This window comes from Acinetobacter sp. YH12233 (assembly GCF_013417725.1).
In the GTDB taxonomy this organism is placed as follows: domain Bacteria; phylum Pseudomonadota; class Gammaproteobacteria; order Pseudomonadales; family Moraxellaceae; genus Acinetobacter.
The window spans coordinates 1-15,964 of record NZ_VPDK01000052.1 but is presented as its reverse complement, the minus strand read 5'-3'; the positions used below and the strand labels follow the sequence as shown (position 1 = coordinate 15,964).

At 42.8% G+C, this 15,964-nt stretch carries 13 protein-coding genes; 4 read left to right on the top strand and 9 right to left on the bottom strand.

Annotated features, from left to right (window positions below; all coding sequences use genetic code 11):
* Positions 1-165: 165 nt before the first annotated feature.
* Entirely contained in the window at positions 166-1,995 is a 1,830-nt protein-coding gene (gene ilvD, locus FTV12_RS15185; RefSeq protein WP_180034279.1) for a dihydroxy-acid dehydratase, read from the bottom strand.
* A gap of 407 nt (positions 1,996-2,402) precedes the next feature.
* Here ilvD and fmt point away from each other — a divergent pair, with 407 nt between their 5' ends.
* Together fmt and rsmB are read left to right on the top strand one after the other, a co-directional pair.
* Complete coding sequence (gene fmt, locus FTV12_RS15180; protein ID WP_166137418.1) at positions 2,403-3,365, top strand: methionyl-tRNA formyltransferase; 963 nt, start codon at positions 2,403-2,405, stop codon at positions 3,363-3,365.
* On the top strand, positions 3,362-4,666 hold the full coding sequence (gene rsmB, locus FTV12_RS15175) for a 16S rRNA (cytosine(967)-C(5))-methyltransferase RsmB (RefSeq protein ID WP_180034278.1): 1,305 nt from the start codon (positions 3,362-3,364) through the stop codon (positions 4,664-4,666). Before fmt ends, rsmB begins: the two co-directional genes overlap by 4 nt.
* A gap of 62 nt (positions 4,667-4,728) precedes the next feature.
* On the opposite strand, the gene zupT is transcribed toward rsmB, so the two are convergent.
* The 4 genes from zupT to FTV12_RS15155 form a co-directional block, all read right to left on the bottom strand.
* A complete protein-coding gene (gene zupT / locus FTV12_RS15170; protein WP_179992896.1) occupies positions 4,729-5,544 on the bottom strand; it encodes a zinc transporter ZupT in 816 nt (271 codons plus the stop codon).
* Between the two features lie 83 nt (positions 5,545-5,627).
* A complete protein-coding gene (locus tag FTV12_RS15165) occupies positions 5,628-5,738 on the bottom strand; it encodes a methionine/alanine import family NSS transporter small subunit (protein ID WP_004780392.1) in 111 nt (36 codons plus the stop codon).
* A gap of 10 nt (positions 5,739-5,748) precedes the next feature.
* Positions 5,749-7,224: a sodium-dependent transporter gene (locus FTV12_RS15160; RefSeq protein WP_125279821.1), complete on the bottom strand. Its 1,476-nt coding sequence runs from the start codon at positions 7,222-7,224 to the stop codon at positions 5,749-5,751.
* Positions 7,225-7,816: 592 nt separating this feature from the next.
* Complete coding sequence (locus FTV12_RS15155) at positions 7,817-9,265, bottom strand: aldehyde dehydrogenase family protein (RefSeq protein WP_180034277.1); 1,449 nt, start codon at positions 9,263-9,265, stop codon at positions 7,817-7,819.
* 130 nt (positions 9,266-9,395) lie between these two features.
* On the opposite strand from FTV12_RS15155, the gene FTV12_RS15150 reads away from it, so the two are divergent.
* Both FTV12_RS15150 and FTV12_RS15145 read left to right on the top strand, forming a co-directional pair.
* The gene (locus FTV12_RS15150; RefSeq protein WP_034171559.1) at positions 9,396-10,088 is read left to right on the top strand and encodes a TIGR04219 family outer membrane beta-barrel protein; all 693 of its coding nucleotides are present in this window, start codon (positions 9,396-9,398) and stop codon (positions 10,086-10,088) included.
* A gap of 350 nt (positions 10,089-10,438) precedes the next feature.
* Entirely contained in the window at positions 10,439-10,990 is a 552-nt protein-coding gene (locus FTV12_RS15145; RefSeq protein WP_166137431.1) for a type 1 glutamine amidotransferase domain-containing protein, read from the top strand.
* A gap of 60 nt (positions 10,991-11,050) precedes the next feature.
* Here the strand turns inward: FTV12_RS15145 and FTV12_RS15140 are convergent, their stop codons facing one another.
* The 4 genes from FTV12_RS15140 to FTV12_RS15125 form a co-directional block, all read right to left on the bottom strand.
* The gene (locus tag FTV12_RS15140) at positions 11,051-11,374 is read right to left on the bottom strand and encodes an ankyrin repeat domain-containing protein (RefSeq protein WP_180034276.1); all 324 of its coding nucleotides are present in this window, start codon (positions 11,372-11,374) and stop codon (positions 11,051-11,053) included.
* Positions 11,371-12,405 (bottom strand): hypothetical protein, encoded by a 1,035-nt coding sequence (locus FTV12_RS15135; RefSeq protein WP_180034275.1) that lies wholly within the window; start codon positions 12,403-12,405, stop codon positions 11,371-11,373. The genes FTV12_RS15140 and FTV12_RS15135 overlap by 4 nt, the downstream gene beginning before the upstream one ends.
* Positions 12,406-12,482: 77 nt before the next feature.
* On the bottom strand, positions 12,483-13,832 hold the full coding sequence (locus tag FTV12_RS15130; protein WP_180034274.1) for an aromatic acid/H+ symport family MFS transporter: 1,350 nt from the start codon (positions 13,830-13,832) through the stop codon (positions 12,483-12,485).
* A gap of 366 nt (positions 13,833-14,198) precedes the next feature.
* A complete protein-coding gene (locus tag FTV12_RS15125) occupies positions 14,199-15,563 on the bottom strand; it encodes an MFS transporter (RefSeq protein ID WP_034171560.1) in 1,365 nt (454 codons plus the stop codon).
* Positions 15,564-15,964 lie beyond the last annotated feature (401 nt).

Below are 15,964 nucleotides of genomic sequence, written 5' to 3'. Positions count from 1 at the left end.
TAATGGAGAAATCTAATCGGTATGTTATACCTGAGAGAAGAGTGAGGAGTTATCCAAGGGTTGTAAAAGGAAAACCTCAAAAATACCCAAGAAAAAGCCAGTCAATCTCTTAACTGACTGGCATTACCCCTCTGGAGTGCTTTTTTGCGCTATAAGATTTACAGCTTAGATTTCACGTACCGCGCCTTTTGCAGCACTTGTGGTATGCATGGCATAGGCTTTTAATGCTTTAGAAATCTTACGTGGACGGTCTTCAACTGGATGCCAACCTTTTTCATCTTGAGCAGCACGACGAGCGGCCATAGTCTCATCATCCACAGCCAGATGAATGGTACGGTTTGGAATATCGATTTCGATACGGTCGCCATCTTCCACCAGACCAATTGCACCGCCTTCAGCCGCTTCCGGAGAAACGTGACCAATCGACAGACCTGAAGAACCACCAGAGAAACGACCGTCAGTCAGAAGCGCGCACTCTTTACCAAGACCTTTTGATTTCAGGTAGCTGGTTGGGTATAGCATTTCCTGCATACCAGGGCCACCACGTGGACCTTCGTAACGAATCACAACCACATCACCTGCTGTGATTTTGCCACCCAGAATCGCATCTACAGCAGAATCTTGGCTTTCAAATACACGGGCAGTACCGTTGAATTTCAGGATTGATTCATCTACACCGGCTGTTTTTACGATACAGCCATCCAGCGCGATGTTGCCATAAAGTACAGCCAGACCACCGTCTTTAGAGAAAGCATGTTCTGCATTACGGATTACACCATTTTCACGGTCTCCATCCAGACGTGAGTAGTAACGATCTTGTGAGAATGCAGTCTGAGTCGGTACGCCACCTGGTGCTGATTTAAAGAATTTATACACTTCTTCATCTTCAGTACGGATGATGTCCCATTTATCTAAAGCATCTTTTAATGTTGCTTCATGAACGGTACCTACAGAGGTATCTAACAGGCCTGCACGATCCAGTTCACCGAGGATCGACATAATACCGCCGGCACGATGTACGTCTTCCATATGCACGTCATTCTTCGCAGGAGCAACCTTACAAAGCACGGGTACTTTACGAGACAGACGGTCAATGTCATCCATAGTGAAGTCCACACCGGCTTCGTTTGCAGCAGCTAATAAGTGCAGAACAGTATTGGTTGAACCGCCCATTGCGATATCTAAAGTCATGGCATTTTCATACGATGCTTTGGTCACCATTGAACGTGGTAATACGCTGTAATCGTCCTGTTCATAATGGCGTTTTGCCAGTTCAACAATGAGAGAACCTGCACGTTCGAACAGTTTTTTACGGTTCGCATGCGTTGCCAAAGTTGAACCGTTACCTGGAAGTGATAGACCCAATGCTTCAGTTAAACAGTTCATTGAGTTCGCAGTGAACATACCTGAACATGAACCACAGGTTGGGCATGCAGAACGTTCGTATTCCGCAACTTCTTCGTCAGTATAGTTGTCATCTGCAGCGACGATCATCGCATCGATCAGGTCGATCGCTTTGTCATTACCACGAATTTTTACTTTACCGGCTTCCATCGGACCGCCAGACACGAATACTACCGGAATGTTCAGACGCATTGCTGCCATCAGCATCCCCGGAGTGATCTTGTCACAGTTCGAGATACACACCATGGCATCGGCACAGTGTGCGCTGACCATATATTCTACCGAGTCAGCAATCAGGTCACGTGAAGGCAGTGAATACAACATACCGTCATGACCCATCGCAATGCCGTCATCAACAGCAATGGTATTGAATTCTTTTGCTACACCGCCTGCCTGTTCAATCTGACGTGCCACGAGTTGGCCTAGATCTTTAAGGTGAACATGACCCGGTACAAACTGAGTGAATGAGTTCACCACGGCAATAATCGGTTTACCGAAGTCTTCATCCTTCATCCCAGTTGCGCGCCATAAGCCACGCGCACCCGCCATGTTTCTTCCGTGTGTCGATGTTTTTGAACGATAGTCAGGCATTTTATATTTCCAACAAAGTTTGAGCTTGAAATGAACCGAAAAAGGTTCACTCTGGCTAGATCATACTGACAATGAGCTTAAATCAGTCGAATGTTAGACCTATCATACTACAAGCCATTGTTTTACAAGATGACCTATTCGTTGTAGATGCAGACAAAAATGTCTATAGAGAGGTCTCGGTGAGCTGACAATAAAAATCTCTTAATAAAGCTACTATACCGCCATCATGGATCGGACAATACAAAACTTTCATGAATAATTTTTAGAATTTGCATGAGTTTTTTTTATATAAAATTTAATTAAAAGTAGGAATCTATAATCGCTGTAACAGTTAAGTGCATTGTAGATTAGGCGGCCATTTGGCTTTTAGCTTATAATAGCTGCCAAGTTTATTTGGAATTTCATGTGTGAAAATCATATTTGCAGGCACACCAGAATTTGCAGCAACTGCATTGGCTGCGCTTCTCAAAACCGATCATGAAATTGTGGCGGTCTATACTCAGCCGGACCGTAAAGCCGGTCGTGGTCAGAAACTTACCGCTTCTGCTGTGAAACAGCTGGCGCTTGAACATGACATTCCGGTATATCAGCCACTTCATTTCAAGTCTTCAACTGAAGAAGGTCTTGCTGCTCAGGCTGAGTTAAAAGCGTTGAATGCTGATGTGATGGTTGTAGCTGCCTATGGTCTGATTTTGCCGCAAGTGGTTCTGGATACGCCTAAATATGGTTGCCTGAATATTCATGGTTCACTGCTGCCACGCTGGCGTGGTGCTGCGCCGATCCAACGTGCAATTGCAACAGGTGATCACGAAACTGGCGTGACCATCATGAAAATGGCTGCCGGGCTGGATACTGGTGACATGATGTATAAAACCTTATGTCCAATTACTGCAGAAGATACCTCAGCCAGCCTGCATGATAAACTAGCTGCTCAAGGTGCTGAAGCAATTGTAGCGGTACTGGAATCTGAAGAAAAATTACAACAGTATTTAGCTGCCCGGGAAGTGCAGGACGAAGAACTTACCGTCTATGCTCATAAGCTGTCTAAGGCAGAAGCCCGAATTGACTGGAGCTGTACTGCCTCTAATATTGACCGTAATATCCGTGCCTTTAATCCTTGGCCAGTCGCTTTTATTCCTCTGGATGAAAATAACAACCTGCGGGTTTGGGGTTCGGTACTTTCAGAAAAAAATGCACACTGTCATGTCGCTGGCACGATTCTAGCGATTGATAAACAGGGTGTACATGTGGCCTGTGGTGATGAAAAAGCAGTGTGTCTCACTTCACTACAATGGCCGGGCGGCAAACCGCTCAATCCGGTACAAATTAACCAGACCCAAAAATTACATGTAGGACAATTATTGGCATGAGTCATTCTGAATCAGGCACATCTCACCTTAATTTGCGTGCCCAAGTGATTCGTACCTTACTTGCTGTACAGCAAGGACAATCTCTGGCCAGTATCTTGCCGCTGCATTTAAAGAAAGTGGCCGACCGTGACCGTGCCCTGTTCCATGAACTGGTATTGGGTACTTTGCGTCAATGGTATGCACTTAAAAGTATTACTCTGCCACTGCTGGTGAAGCCTTTAAATAATGACACGGTCGAAACCTGTCTTTATGTCGGCCTATACCAGTTACTGGAAACCCGAATCGCGCCACACGCTGCCATTTCTGAAACCGTGACTGCAGTAAAGCAACTTGGTTATCAGGCTTTAAGTGGCGTAGTGAATGCCATTCTGCGCCGTGTTTCACGTGAAACATCGGAATTTCAGGCAGCACTGGATCAGGCTCATGGCCTGCCAAGCTGGCTCTTTAAACGCCTGAAAAAAGACTGGCCAGAACAGCTTACTGAATTGAGTCATGAGCTAAAGCAGATTGCTCCACTGACCTTGCGCGTAAATGAACGTCAGGTTAGCCGCGAAGACTATCTGGAAATTCTGGAAGAGCACGAAATTCCTGCGCACGCCTGTACTGTTTCCAAAGTTGGGATTATTCTCGATGCCACTGTACAGGTACCTGACTTACCTGGCTTTGATGTCGGTGGTTTTTCGGTGCAGGATGAACATGCCCAGCTCTGCGCTACCTTGTTGCCAAATCTGGATGACAAGTTTGTGATTGATGCCTGTGCAGCACCGGGTGGTAAAACGGCGCATATTCTAGAAAAATATCAGCCGCGTAAACTGATTGCGCTGGATCAGGATGCCAAGCGTTTAACGCGTGTCACTGAGAATCTTGAACGCCTGTTACTGGAAGGTGAACACGTTGAAATTAAAGCCGCAGATGCCATCACTTGGCAGGCACCGGAACAGCCGGACTGTATCGTGCTGGATGCGCCATGTTCAGCCATCGGTGTAATGCGTCGCCATCCAGATATTCGTCTGTTACGTCATTCAACCGATATTACCCAGACGGTAGAGCTGCAAAAGCAGATTCTGGAAAATATGTGGCAGCAACTGAAAGTCGGTGGCACCCTGCTCTATATCACCTGTTCAATTCTCAAAGCAGAAAATGAACAGCAGATGGTCGAATTCTTTAGCAAACATGCAGATGCTAAGGAAATCAAGATCGAAGCAGATTGGGGCATTGAACAGATCCATGGCCGTCAGCTACTACCTAAAACCGGTCAAGGCGATGGCTTCTTCTATTGCCGGATTGAAAAAACTGCTTAAATGATATTGCTAAAAGAAAAGGTAGCTTTGGCTGCCTTTTTTATTGTTTTGATTTGAAATTCTTATTGTACAAATTTAAAAATCACTAGACTGGTCGCCAGTGCCGCCATACCGCTGACCAGACCATAAACGGTTTCATGACCTTTAGAAAAACGTTTTGCAGTCGGCAAGAGTTCATCCAGTGCCAGATAAACCATCACCCCACCGATAATCCCAAACACCATGCCATAAATGGTATGACTCATATACGGCGCCAGAATGAAATAACCCAGCGCAGCGCCCAGAGGTTCAGCAAGGCCTGAAACCAGACTGGCCACAAGTGCATAGTCTTTACGGCCTGTTGCACCATAAACCGGTAATGCAATCGCAACACCTTCAGGCACATTATGAATCGCAATGGCAACCGCCAATGGTGCACCCAGTGCAGGACTTTCCAGCGTCGCAAAAAAAGTCGCCAATCCTTCTGGCAGGTTATGTGCACTAATCGCAAATAACGTCAGTAGTCCTGTTCTTAGTAATTGCGGCTGACTCAGATCCTGTTTCGATTGTGCCTCAATGGTTTCATGCGGATTAGGAACGAATCGATCCAGCAATAAGACCAGTACCACACCCAATAAAAAGGCAAAAGTACCATAAGCAAAACCGGATTTTTCATCAAAAGCCAGGCTAAAAGAACTAATAGATTTATTTAAAATTTCTGTGAGCGAGACATAGATCATTGCTCCCGCAGCAAAGGCCAGTCCGAAGGCTAAAACCCGGTAATTCGGTTTTTTCAAGAACAGCACCAATCCCCCACCCACGAGGGTAGCCAGACCTGCCAAAAATGTCACTGCAAAAGCGGTATAGACTTGTGCATCGGTAACGGGAGCAATTCCCATAAGTCTGCCCATTAAAAAAGTCATTATCACCAAAGATGATAATGACTTTCATTTACAGCAACAATGTGTTTATGTGAAGATTTTTAGTCTTCTGGTTCTTCTGGATTTTTTGCCAGATGCATGACAGCCAATGCCAGACCACCCCATAATAAAACCATGGAGAAAATCATCATAATTAATGCAGATGTATTCATATTCGTTCTCCTAACTATGACGATCTTTCACTAGACTGAACAGAATGGCACCCAGAATAAAGAATGCAATCGTGCCCCCACCAATCATCCATAGCGTACTTGCAGGATAATCACCATAACCTTCTGCCATGATTGATTTTAAGGTTAAACCCAATGCTGATAATAAAGATAACGGCGTGATCACAGTCAGCATGAATTTCCAGCTGCCACCCAGCTTCAGGCTGGCAAACTCGTTCACATGTGTTTCCAACTGTTTCATCAATGGACGACGGAACCAGGACAATAAAATAATCGAGAACAGACCACCACCCACAATACCAATGTTGTTAGCGAAGTAGTCAATGATATCGACAAAGGTAATGGCACTATGAGTCGAGAACATCAAGGTAGATACAACTGCTGAACCACCCGCAATAATGGTCACTGACTTGTTCTTTGACCAGCCCAGCTTGTCCTGGAATGCCGCAATTGGCACCTGCAGGATACTCACCATGGAGGTAATACCTGCCACTGTTAATGAACCGAAGAACAGGAAGCCGAACAGGTCACCACCTGCACCTAAGCTGGAAATGATTTTCGGGAAGGCAATAAAGGCCAGACCGATACCACCAGATACCACATCTTCAACCTTCGCACCTGAACTGAACGCCATAAAACCAAGTGCTGCAAAAACCCCAATACCTGCCAGGATTTCAAAAGACGAGTTAGCCAATGCTACCACGACACCTGAACCGGTCAGGTTAGTTTTACGTTTCAGGTAAGAGGCATAGGTCAACATAATCCCGAAACCCACTGAAAGTGAGAAGAAGATGTGACCAAATGCAGCCAGCCAGACTTTATAATTGGTCATGGCTTCCCAGTTTGGGGTAAAGAAGGCATTTAAGCCATCGACTGCACCCGGTAAACGTACCGCCTGAATCACCAGAATCGTGAATAATATTACCAGCAAAGGCATGAATATTTTATTCGCCAGTTCCACCCCACGGCGTACCCCACCGTAAAGAATCAGCATCACGGCTGCCCAAACGATCACCAGACCAAAGAACAGTACAGGGACGAAACCGAAGGTCAGGCCCTCACCATTTTGCAGGTAGCTATTGAAGAAAAAGGCTTGAGTATCTGTGCCCCATTGCTGTCCAAAGGAATAAATCATATAGCTGCCGGCCCAAGACAGGACGCTGGCATAATAAATCCCGATGATCAGGGTCACCATGACCTGCCACCAACCCAGAGATTCTGCATTCATGAGTTTTTTATAGGCCATCGGTGGTGCTTTGCGGAACTTATGTCCGACTGCATAATCTAAAAATAATAGAGGTAAACCTGCTGCAAAAATCGCAATCAGATAAGGAATCAAGAATGCCCCGCCGCCATTTTCATAGGCAACGTATGGAAAGCGCCAAATATTCCCCAAACCAACGGCAGAGCCAATGGCTGCAATAATAAATCCTGATCGTGCCGACCAATTCTCTCGAGTATCTGTCATAGAACACCTAAACTTTAAACTTCATTCAATACTGCTTGTTATGGTTATGTCGCGAGCACTGAAGAAGCATTTCAATTATTTCGGGTGTTTGAATTAGAATTATACCTTTTGGGCATCGAATTCTAATATACAAACAGGTCAGCTAGCCGGACAGCTTGCTTAAAGTCTGAGCAGAAAGCAGACCTTGTAGATGGTTCAACAATACTGACTTTTTCAATTTTTTTCTGTAATTTCTGCTTAAAACATTCTTTTTTTATAATCTATTCTTATCAAATGCTCAATAATTCTACGCCGAGCTCTTGATTTTATTGGTTATATGTATACAAACTTTTTGGAATATATTTTTTTAAGTTTTACTACAGTTTTCAAGCAATTTTTCGCTCTTAACTCATCAAGTGTTAAATAGAGATTGAAAAAGTATTTTTATACTTTCTTCACTTATTTTCTTCTGAATAAAAACAGAGCTGTGTCTTAGTTTATTCAGCTTATCTTTTCTACCTAGCCTGCTACCTTTTTAAGCAATAAAAAGCAAAATTCCACAACCGACCTGCCTTATGCCGATTGTGGAATAGTACTGATTGATTCGGTCAGCTTAACATTTGATGACAAGCATACGTTCTTCCTGCATGTCACGAATCGCAGACTGAATGCCTTCACGACCCAGACCGGAATCCTTGACACCACCATAAGGCATATTATCAACACGGAAAGATGGAATATCATTAATGATGACACCGCCGACATGCAGATGATCCCAGGCATACATCATCTTCTGCAGATTCTGGGTATAGATACCGGCTTGCAGACCAAAGCGACTGCTATTAATACAAGCAATCCCTGATTCAAAATCACTATAAGCTTCAATAATGGCGACCGGACCGAAAACTTCATTACGGTAAATTTCCAGTTGATGGTCTACCTTTTCCAACAGGATCGGTTCAAACATCGCACCCTTCACTTCACCACCAGTCAGTACATGGGCACCTTGCGCTACGGCATCCTCCATCCAGCGATGCAAACGTTTAGCTTCAGCTTCCTTGATCATTGGCCCTAACAAAGTTGTTTCCAGATCCGGATCACCGGCTTTCAGATGTTGCAGTTTCTGAACCAGCTTGTCTTTCAGTTCTTCAAAAATATCCTGATGCACCAATATACGTTGCACACTGATACACACCTGCCCTGCATGACCATAAGCGCCACCAATCAGACGGTCAATCAGCTGTTCACTGAGTTCAGTATCTGGCTCAATCATCACTGCGGCATTGCCACCGAGTTCCAGTGTGACTTTTTTACGGCCGGCGCGGGCTTTCATATCCCAGCCCACGACATCAGAACCGGTAAAGCTCAATAGTTTAAAACGGTCATCTGTAACCAGTACATCTGCAAGATCGCGTGGACACGGCAGAACTGAGAATGCATTCTTCGGTAAATCGGTTTCTGCCAGAATCTCGGCAATTTTTAAGGCTGAAACTGGAGTCAGACTCGCCGGTTTCAACACGAATGGACAACCTGCAGCAATTGCAGGCGCAATTTTATGTGCGGTCAGATTTAATGGAAAGTTAAACGGACTAATCAGGGAAACAGCGCCAATCGGTACCTGTTTCACCATGCCCTGATAACCTGAAGCTGCGGCGGTGACTGCCAGAGGCAAAATACGGCCCTGATCCATCTGGGTGACCGCATCTGCCGCAATCTGGAAGGTATTGATCAGACGCTCTACTTCTGCACCGGCTGCTTTACGTGGCTTGCCACCTTCCGCAATCAGGATTTCAGTCAGTTCTTCACGGATTTCATTAAACCGCTTCACACAATGCAACAGAATTTTCTGTTTCTGGAAAGGTTCCAATGCTGCCATTTCTGCTTCTGCCTGAGTCGCAGACTGAATCGCCTTTTCTAAAGTTTCAGCATCTGCCAGCGCGACACGTGCATAAAGCTCCTGACTATATTTATGTTTGACCTCCAGCCATTCACCCGTTTGTACCGGCTGTCCTGCCACATATAATGGATAGTCTTGATAATGTTGTGCTGCTGTCGATCCCATTATTCTGCCCTTCACATTAACATATACATTTTAGAAATTACCTATATCATGCACTTACTGATTACGTTTAAGAAGATGTATTTAGGTAACAAAATCGCTCAATTTAAAGAAAGCGTAAGGAAAATTAGAAATGCGTACACAATTATTCACTGCATTATTACTAGGATTGGGGCTAAGCAGCATAGGCCATGCCGATGTGATTGGTCTTAAAGCAGATGCCAGCTACTGGAATTTTGACGGTTATAGCCAGTCTGCCAATGCCGGCAAACAGGACCTGGATCGCCAAGGCACGGCACAACTCTCTGTCGCATTTGAACATCCAGTACCACTACTGCCAAATGCCAAAATCAAATATGTGAATCTGGACAGCAATAGCGAACAAAGCACCCCGCTGAATGCTGCCGATATCGAACTTAATAATATCGACTATATTCTGTATTACGAACTGCTGGATACCATTGTGCATGCTGATATCGGTGCTGGTCTGACCAATCTGGATGGTACAGTCAGAAATCTGAATGCAGGTGCCCTGACTCAGTACGATCTAGATGAATATAGTCCACTACTCTACGCTACAGCTGGGGTAAAACTGCCATTTACTGGCATGAGTGCTAAAGCTGAAGCGGTTTACAGTCATGGTAGCGATATTAAAAAGACTGATGTTCAGGCTGAACTGCAATATGACTTTATTGATAACCTGCTGGTTGATGTAGGCGCTAAAGTCGGTTATCGCATCATGAATATCGATGCCGAACAAAATAATGCGCCAGATTTGGAACTGGAATTTAAAGGTCCTTATATCGGCTTAGATATACACTTCTAAGGAATATAATGACTTATGAAAATTGGTCTTCACCCTGTAAGCCCAGACGTACAAAGATAGATGTCATCGACGTCTATGCCAGCTTTCAGGTTCAGACTATTCTACAAATATACAGAGCAGGAAGCTCAAATACCTAAAAACAAGAAGAATAAAGTAGTGCACCAGGACGTGAGGTACGACAGGAGTTATACCTAGACACGAGATACGAAAAAAGCCCCAACAGGATGTTGGGGCTTTTTTTATCTATAAATTCTTCGCATTGTTTAACAGTTCCGAGCTAAAAATCCAACATTGTAAGAATCACTTTGTTGTTAATCTGAAAATCCTCACATTTTTTGGGAACAGCAATCATGGTAAAAAAGGTCCTCTTTATTACTTCAAACCAAGGCGTTGAACATGATGAACTGGTCGAGCCTTTAAATTTTCTAAAATCCAAAGGATTTGAAGTGATTCATGCGGCAGAAAAAAATGAAGAGGTGGCGACTGTAAAAGGCGATACCAAAGCTGCTACCTCATATACGCCTGATACCAGTTTTGATCACGTCACGCTGGATGATTATGATCTCTTGGTTGTTCCTGGTGGCACTGTGAATGCAGATACTTTAAGAATTAATGAATCTGCCCAGAAAATCGTGCAGCATTTTGCTGATCAGCAAAAACCAATTGCCGCAATCTGTCATGCGCCATGGGTTCTGATTGATGCACAGCGAATTAAGGATAAAAACCTGACTTCGTACAAGAGCCTCAAACTGGATCTGGAAAATGCCGGTGGTAAATGGGTCGATGAACAAGTTCACCGTTGCAATACTGGCGACTGGGTACTGATTACTTCACGTAATCCGGATGACATTCCTGCTTTCAATGACGCTATCTTAAAAGAACTGGAAGGCGATGTTGCCTAAGTTCATACTATAAAAAAGCCTCCATCTGGAGGCTTTTTTATTTTCTTGATCTTATTTTATTTAAATGCCGCCTTTCAGGCTTTTTAGATAAGCCACTACATCTTTATTACCGGCCATTTCTGCCAGTTCTAAAGCGGTATAGGTACTGCGATGATCGACATCTGCGCCTTTGCTAACCAAGAGTTTAACTACTTCCAGATGATCGTTTTCAGCCGCGGCTTGCAAAGCGCTATAGCCTTCTTCATCGGCAGAATTGACGTCCAGACCTTCTTGTATGCCGTTCTCAACCTGTTCAACATCACCGATCGAGGCCCAGTATACCAGTTCAGGAAGATGAAGTTCTTCATCATCTTCAGGGATTGGGGAGAATGAGTTGAGTTTCATTTTAATAAACTTCTAAATTGATCACTAAATTGTAACAGAGAGAATTTATTGTTATCTAAACTATTTGTTTCAATAATTGAGGAAATACTATCCCATGTACTAATTATGGTACGCATATAAGTTTTTGTTTCTTCCCTATTTAAAACTCCTTTCATAACAAAGCTTAATAAGTCACTAGGATCCATTTCATATCTTGAATACCAATATAATGAAGCACTTAAACCCGCTCTATTTAAAAAATGTACTAACATTTTCCTATCCATAAATGGGGGTAAATGAGATTTCATAATCATATCTATTTGTTCGGTAATAGCTGGAAGTGCTAGTTCAGCTCGAATTATTGGATGAGGATGTGTTCCTTGTGGATGAGAATTAAATATTAAGGATCTTTTTCCATAAAACCTATAAAAACATAAGGTTATTCCACATACAAATATATAATTAGAATCTAAAAATAAATTTGTTCTTCCATACCAATGTCTAAACAGCTCACGAATAACTATATTAACTCCGTAAAAATCTGCTGCTATCTCAGTAACATGGTAAAGGGAAGCTACTTCATTTTTCACTTCAGAGCTATCATCATTCACATTATATTCTTGAATATCTAATACATTTCCTCTGATCACTCCATGTTTTTGTACTAGATGTCCTAATTCATGGAAATAGATCCAAGTTAGCGAATTTAAAAACATATTATTAATATTATCTTCAAATGTGAAACTTGTAGGGAGTAAAGGGAATTCTAACAAACCATCGAAAAAATTTAAGAAATTAATATTACTAGAGTTCTCTCTTATAAAATTACAAAAACCCAATGCATCATTATAAAGAGCTTTAATTAGTTCATAACTAATAACAATACAATGTGTACCATTATCTAAAATTTTTGCATGCGCACTGATTTTATCTTCTGTACTAAAAACTAATTGAAGATCAATTTCATATTTAGAATAAAGTCCCTTATTTAAGTCCTTAGTAATAGCTAAGAGAACGTCCGACGCAAAATTGTATAACTCAATATCTTCCATTTATCATAGCCCCTTTTAATATTTGTATTTTAACAAAAAAGCCCCCTTTCGGAGGCTTCTTATTTCAAACTTAATATTTAAGCTTTTGCTGCAACTGTATCTGCTGAACCAATCTTGTCAGCTTCATTTTCATGCATGATCAATGCAACTGCAATTGCTGTAATCAGTACCGGTAAACCGACCGCCATAAAGTTGAAATGAGCAGGCAGGTTCATGCCCAGTAAGCCACCAATCAGGATCGGGCCAACAATCGCGCCCATACGACCAATCGCAGATGACCAGCCAATACCTGTTGAACGTACTGCCAATGGGTAGAATTGTGCAACATAGCTGTATAGCAACATTTGCGAACCGATTGATGCTGCACCTGCTAAGAACACCAGGATGTAAAGCAGGAACTGGTTAGATGCAAAGCCCATTGAGCTCATCACAATTGCGCCCATCATACCGAGGAACATTAATACCGGTTTCAGGTGGAAACGGTCAGCCAAAATACCACCACCGACAATGCCAACCACTGCACCCACGTTCATCGCCATCATGAACATCAGGCTGTTGTCCATTGAGTAGCCCGCTGCCATCATTAGCTTCGGTAACCAGCTGCTCAGTGCATACATGGTTAGTAGGCAAGTGAAGAAAGCAACCCAGAACAATAACGTATTTACTGCACGGCCACGACGGAACAGGCTCACCACGTTTGCTGCTTCAGGTACATTTTCCTGTGGCAGTTTAAAGGTAGTATTTTCTGTAACGCTTAGATTTGGAGCCAAACGACGTACAATTTGACGTGCTTTTTCCTGTTTGTTGTCTTTGACGATAAAAGCTAAAGATTCCGGCAGGAATTTCCAGATCACAGGCAATAAAAATAATGGAATACCTGCGATAAAGAACATGATTTGCCAACCAAAACTTGGGGTAAACCATGAACCTAATAAGGCAGCCATCACACCACCTACCGCATAACCACTGAACATGGTGGTCACTAAGGTACTACGCATTTTTTGTGGTGCATATTCAGAGGTCAGTGCCACCAGGTTTGGCATTACACCACCAATGCCCAGACCGGCAAGGAAGCGTAAAATACCAAACTCAGTCGGGTTTGAAGCAAAACCGCCAGCAAAGGTCAGGCCACTGAATAAGACGATACAGATCATGATGACTTTTTTACGGCCAATTTTATCTGCCAGAGAACCAAAGATCATCGCGCCAAACATCATGCCAGCAAGCGCAGTACTGGCAAGCATTCCCGCTTGAACGGCACTTAGACCCCAGTCCTGCATTAATAAAGGTAAAACAACACCATTGATTGCTAAATCGTAGCCGTCAAACAAGATAATGAGTAAACACCAAGCAACTACATTGAAGTGAAAAGGCGTAAATTTCGCATTATCGACTACAGAATTTATATCTACTGTTTCCGTTGTCATCGTTCTCATCTCCCATGAGTACTTGTCCATAAAATCCTTTTGAATATCCGGGGGAATATTCAAGTTTTAGCAATATACGCAAGTGAGATTTAGCGCACAATAAGACCAAATGATGGAGCAATTTCGGCCATAAAATAGAGGCTATTTGTGTGACTTATCACATTTTTATAAAGCTAAATAATTGAATATTTAGATATTTATTATTCTCATTAAAATGTCCATTTAAATAGTCTATAGACCAATGATTTTTTGATTTATTCAATTTTTTATGAATGATTTTTATACTTTGAACAAAAAATCCCTTTCTTATGAAAGGGATTTTTTGACTCAATTAAGATTTATAGCAAGTGGATTGGCAAAAAGTGACTAGGTTTTAATAGAATTCAGCTTCTGTTTCGCCAGTAAGGTCTCAGCATTTCGTTCTGCATTCAGATCTTTACGTACAATCATAGCCACTGAAATCGCGCCAATAATGGCTGGAATCGCAACTGCCAGGAAGTTCATTTTGTGTGGCAGCTCCATACCCAACAGGAATCCAATAATAATTGGACCAACGATTGCCCCTACCCGACCGACTGCGGACGCACAACCAATACCAGTAGAGCGGATTGCCAATGGATAGTACTGAGCCACGAAACTATAGAGCAGAATACTACTACCAATTGCTGAAGCACCTGCAGCAGCGACTAATAGATAGATCACAGCCTGTGGAGAGTTAAAGCCTAATCCAACTAATGAAACTGCACCCAACAGGAACATGCCAATAATGACCGGTTTCAGATGGAAACGATCTGCCAGAATACCACCACCAATGGTTCCAACCACTGCACCAATATTCATCGCCATCAGGAACATTAAACTGTTACCTAGAGAATAACCCGCTGCCATCATCAGTTTTGGTAACCAGCTACCCAATGCGTAGACCATAAGCAGGCACATAAAGAAGCAGCACCAGAATAATAAGGTACTCATGCTACGACCTTGCTTAAATAAAGCGGCAATGGAAGCATCGGGCGCATGCACTTCATTCAATACAAACTGGGTACTTGCAGTGACATTTTGCTCAGGACTGATCTGCTGAACAATTTTACTGGCCTTTTCATTTTGCTGTTTCTTTACCAGGAAAGTTAAAGATTCCGGTAAATACAAATACAGTATAGGCAGCATCAATAATGGAATACCTGCGATATAGAACATGATTTCCCAACCAAAACTTGGGGTAAACCAGGCACCTAATAACGCCGCCATAATCCCACCGACTGCATAGCCACTAAACATGGTAGTCACTAAAGTACTGCGCATTTTTTGTGGCGCATATTCAGAAGTGAGCGCAACCAGATTCGGCAATACACCGCCAATACCTAAGCCCGCAATAAAACGCAGGATGCCAAATTCAGTCGGACCAGAGGCAAACCCGCCCCAGAACGTAAATCCACTGAATAAGGTCACACAAATCAAGATGACATTTTTTCGTCCAATTTTATCTGCCAGCATACCGAAGAGCATGGCACCAAACATCATGCCCGCCAGAGCAGTACTTGCAAGCATTCCGGCCTGAACTGCCGTCATATTCCATTCTTGCATCAGTAGGGGTAAAGCAACACCGTTGATTGCCAGATCATAACCGTCAAAAATAACGACAAATACGCACCAAAGTACGATCTTCAAATGAAAAGGTTTAAACTTTGCTTCATCCACTACAGCATTCACATTCACTGTTGTTGCTGTCATTTTTCCTCACCTCCAATTGTGAGCTTTTTTATTCTATGAAAAAATGAACGTTCATTCACTTTTGTATATAAAATGGATGATTCTTTTAACCTTGTCTACTGCAAAACTTACCAAGTTAGATTTTTTTAATAAAATTTAGGCTAAAGTCGTAGATCGAATATTTTTTAGACAGATCAATAAGAAAATAAGGCGAAGTTAATTAATTATATTTTTCACGTTATTTATATTTTTATTATCTAGGCACAATTAGGAGTTTATTTACTTCTTTTCATAGAAACCCCACGCATAAAAAAAGCCCCCTGCGTGAGCAGAGGGCTTTTGGAATAATGAGCTGGCGATGACTTACTCTCACATGGGAGACCCCACACTACCATCAGCGCTAAGAGGTTTCACTTCTGAGT

Excerpts from the sequence above, each read along its gene's own strand:
- FTV12_RS15125 (WP_034171560.1), bottom strand. The coding sequence starts at position 15,563 with ATGACAGCAACAACAGTGAATGTGAATGCTGTAGTGGATGAAGCAAAG.
- FTV12_RS15140 (WP_180034276.1), bottom strand. The coding sequence starts at position 11,374 with ATGAAACTCAACTCATTCTCCCCAATCCCTGAAGATGATGAAGAACTT.
- FTV12_RS15145 (WP_166137431.1), top strand. The coding sequence starts at position 10,439 with ATGGTAAAAAAGGTCCTCTTTATTACTTCAAACCAAGGCGTTGAACAT.
- FTV12_RS15155 (WP_180034277.1), bottom strand. The coding sequence starts at position 9,265 with ATGGGATCGACAGCAGCACAACATTATCAAGACTATCCATTATATGTG.
- ilvD (WP_180034279.1), bottom strand. The coding sequence starts at position 1,995 with ATGCCTGACTATCGTTCAAAAACATCGACACACGGAAGAAACATGGCG.
- rsmB (WP_180034278.1), top strand. The coding sequence starts at position 3,362 with ATGAGTCATTCTGAATCAGGCACATCTCACCTTAATTTGCGTGCCCAA.
- zupT (WP_179992896.1), bottom strand. The coding sequence starts at position 5,544 with ATGGGAATTGCTCCCGTTACCGATGCACAAGTCTATACCGCTTTTGCA.
- FTV12_RS15135 (WP_180034275.1), bottom strand. The coding sequence starts at position 12,405 with ATGGAAGATATTGAGTTATACAATTTTGCGTCGGACGTTCTCTTAGCT.
- FTV12_RS15165 (WP_004780392.1), bottom strand. The coding sequence starts at position 5,738 with ATGAATACATCTGCATTAATTATGATGATTTTCTCCATGGTTTTATTA.
- FTV12_RS15160 (WP_125279821.1), bottom strand. The coding sequence starts at position 7,224 with ATGACAGATACTCGAGAGAATTGGTCGGCACGATCAGGATTTATTATT.
- FTV12_RS15130 (WP_180034274.1), bottom strand. The coding sequence starts at position 13,832 with ATGACAACGGAAACAGTAGATATAAATTCTGTAGTCGATAATGCGAAA.
- FTV12_RS15150 (WP_034171559.1), top strand. The coding sequence starts at position 9,396 with ATGCGTACACAATTATTCACTGCATTATTACTAGGATTGGGGCTAAGC.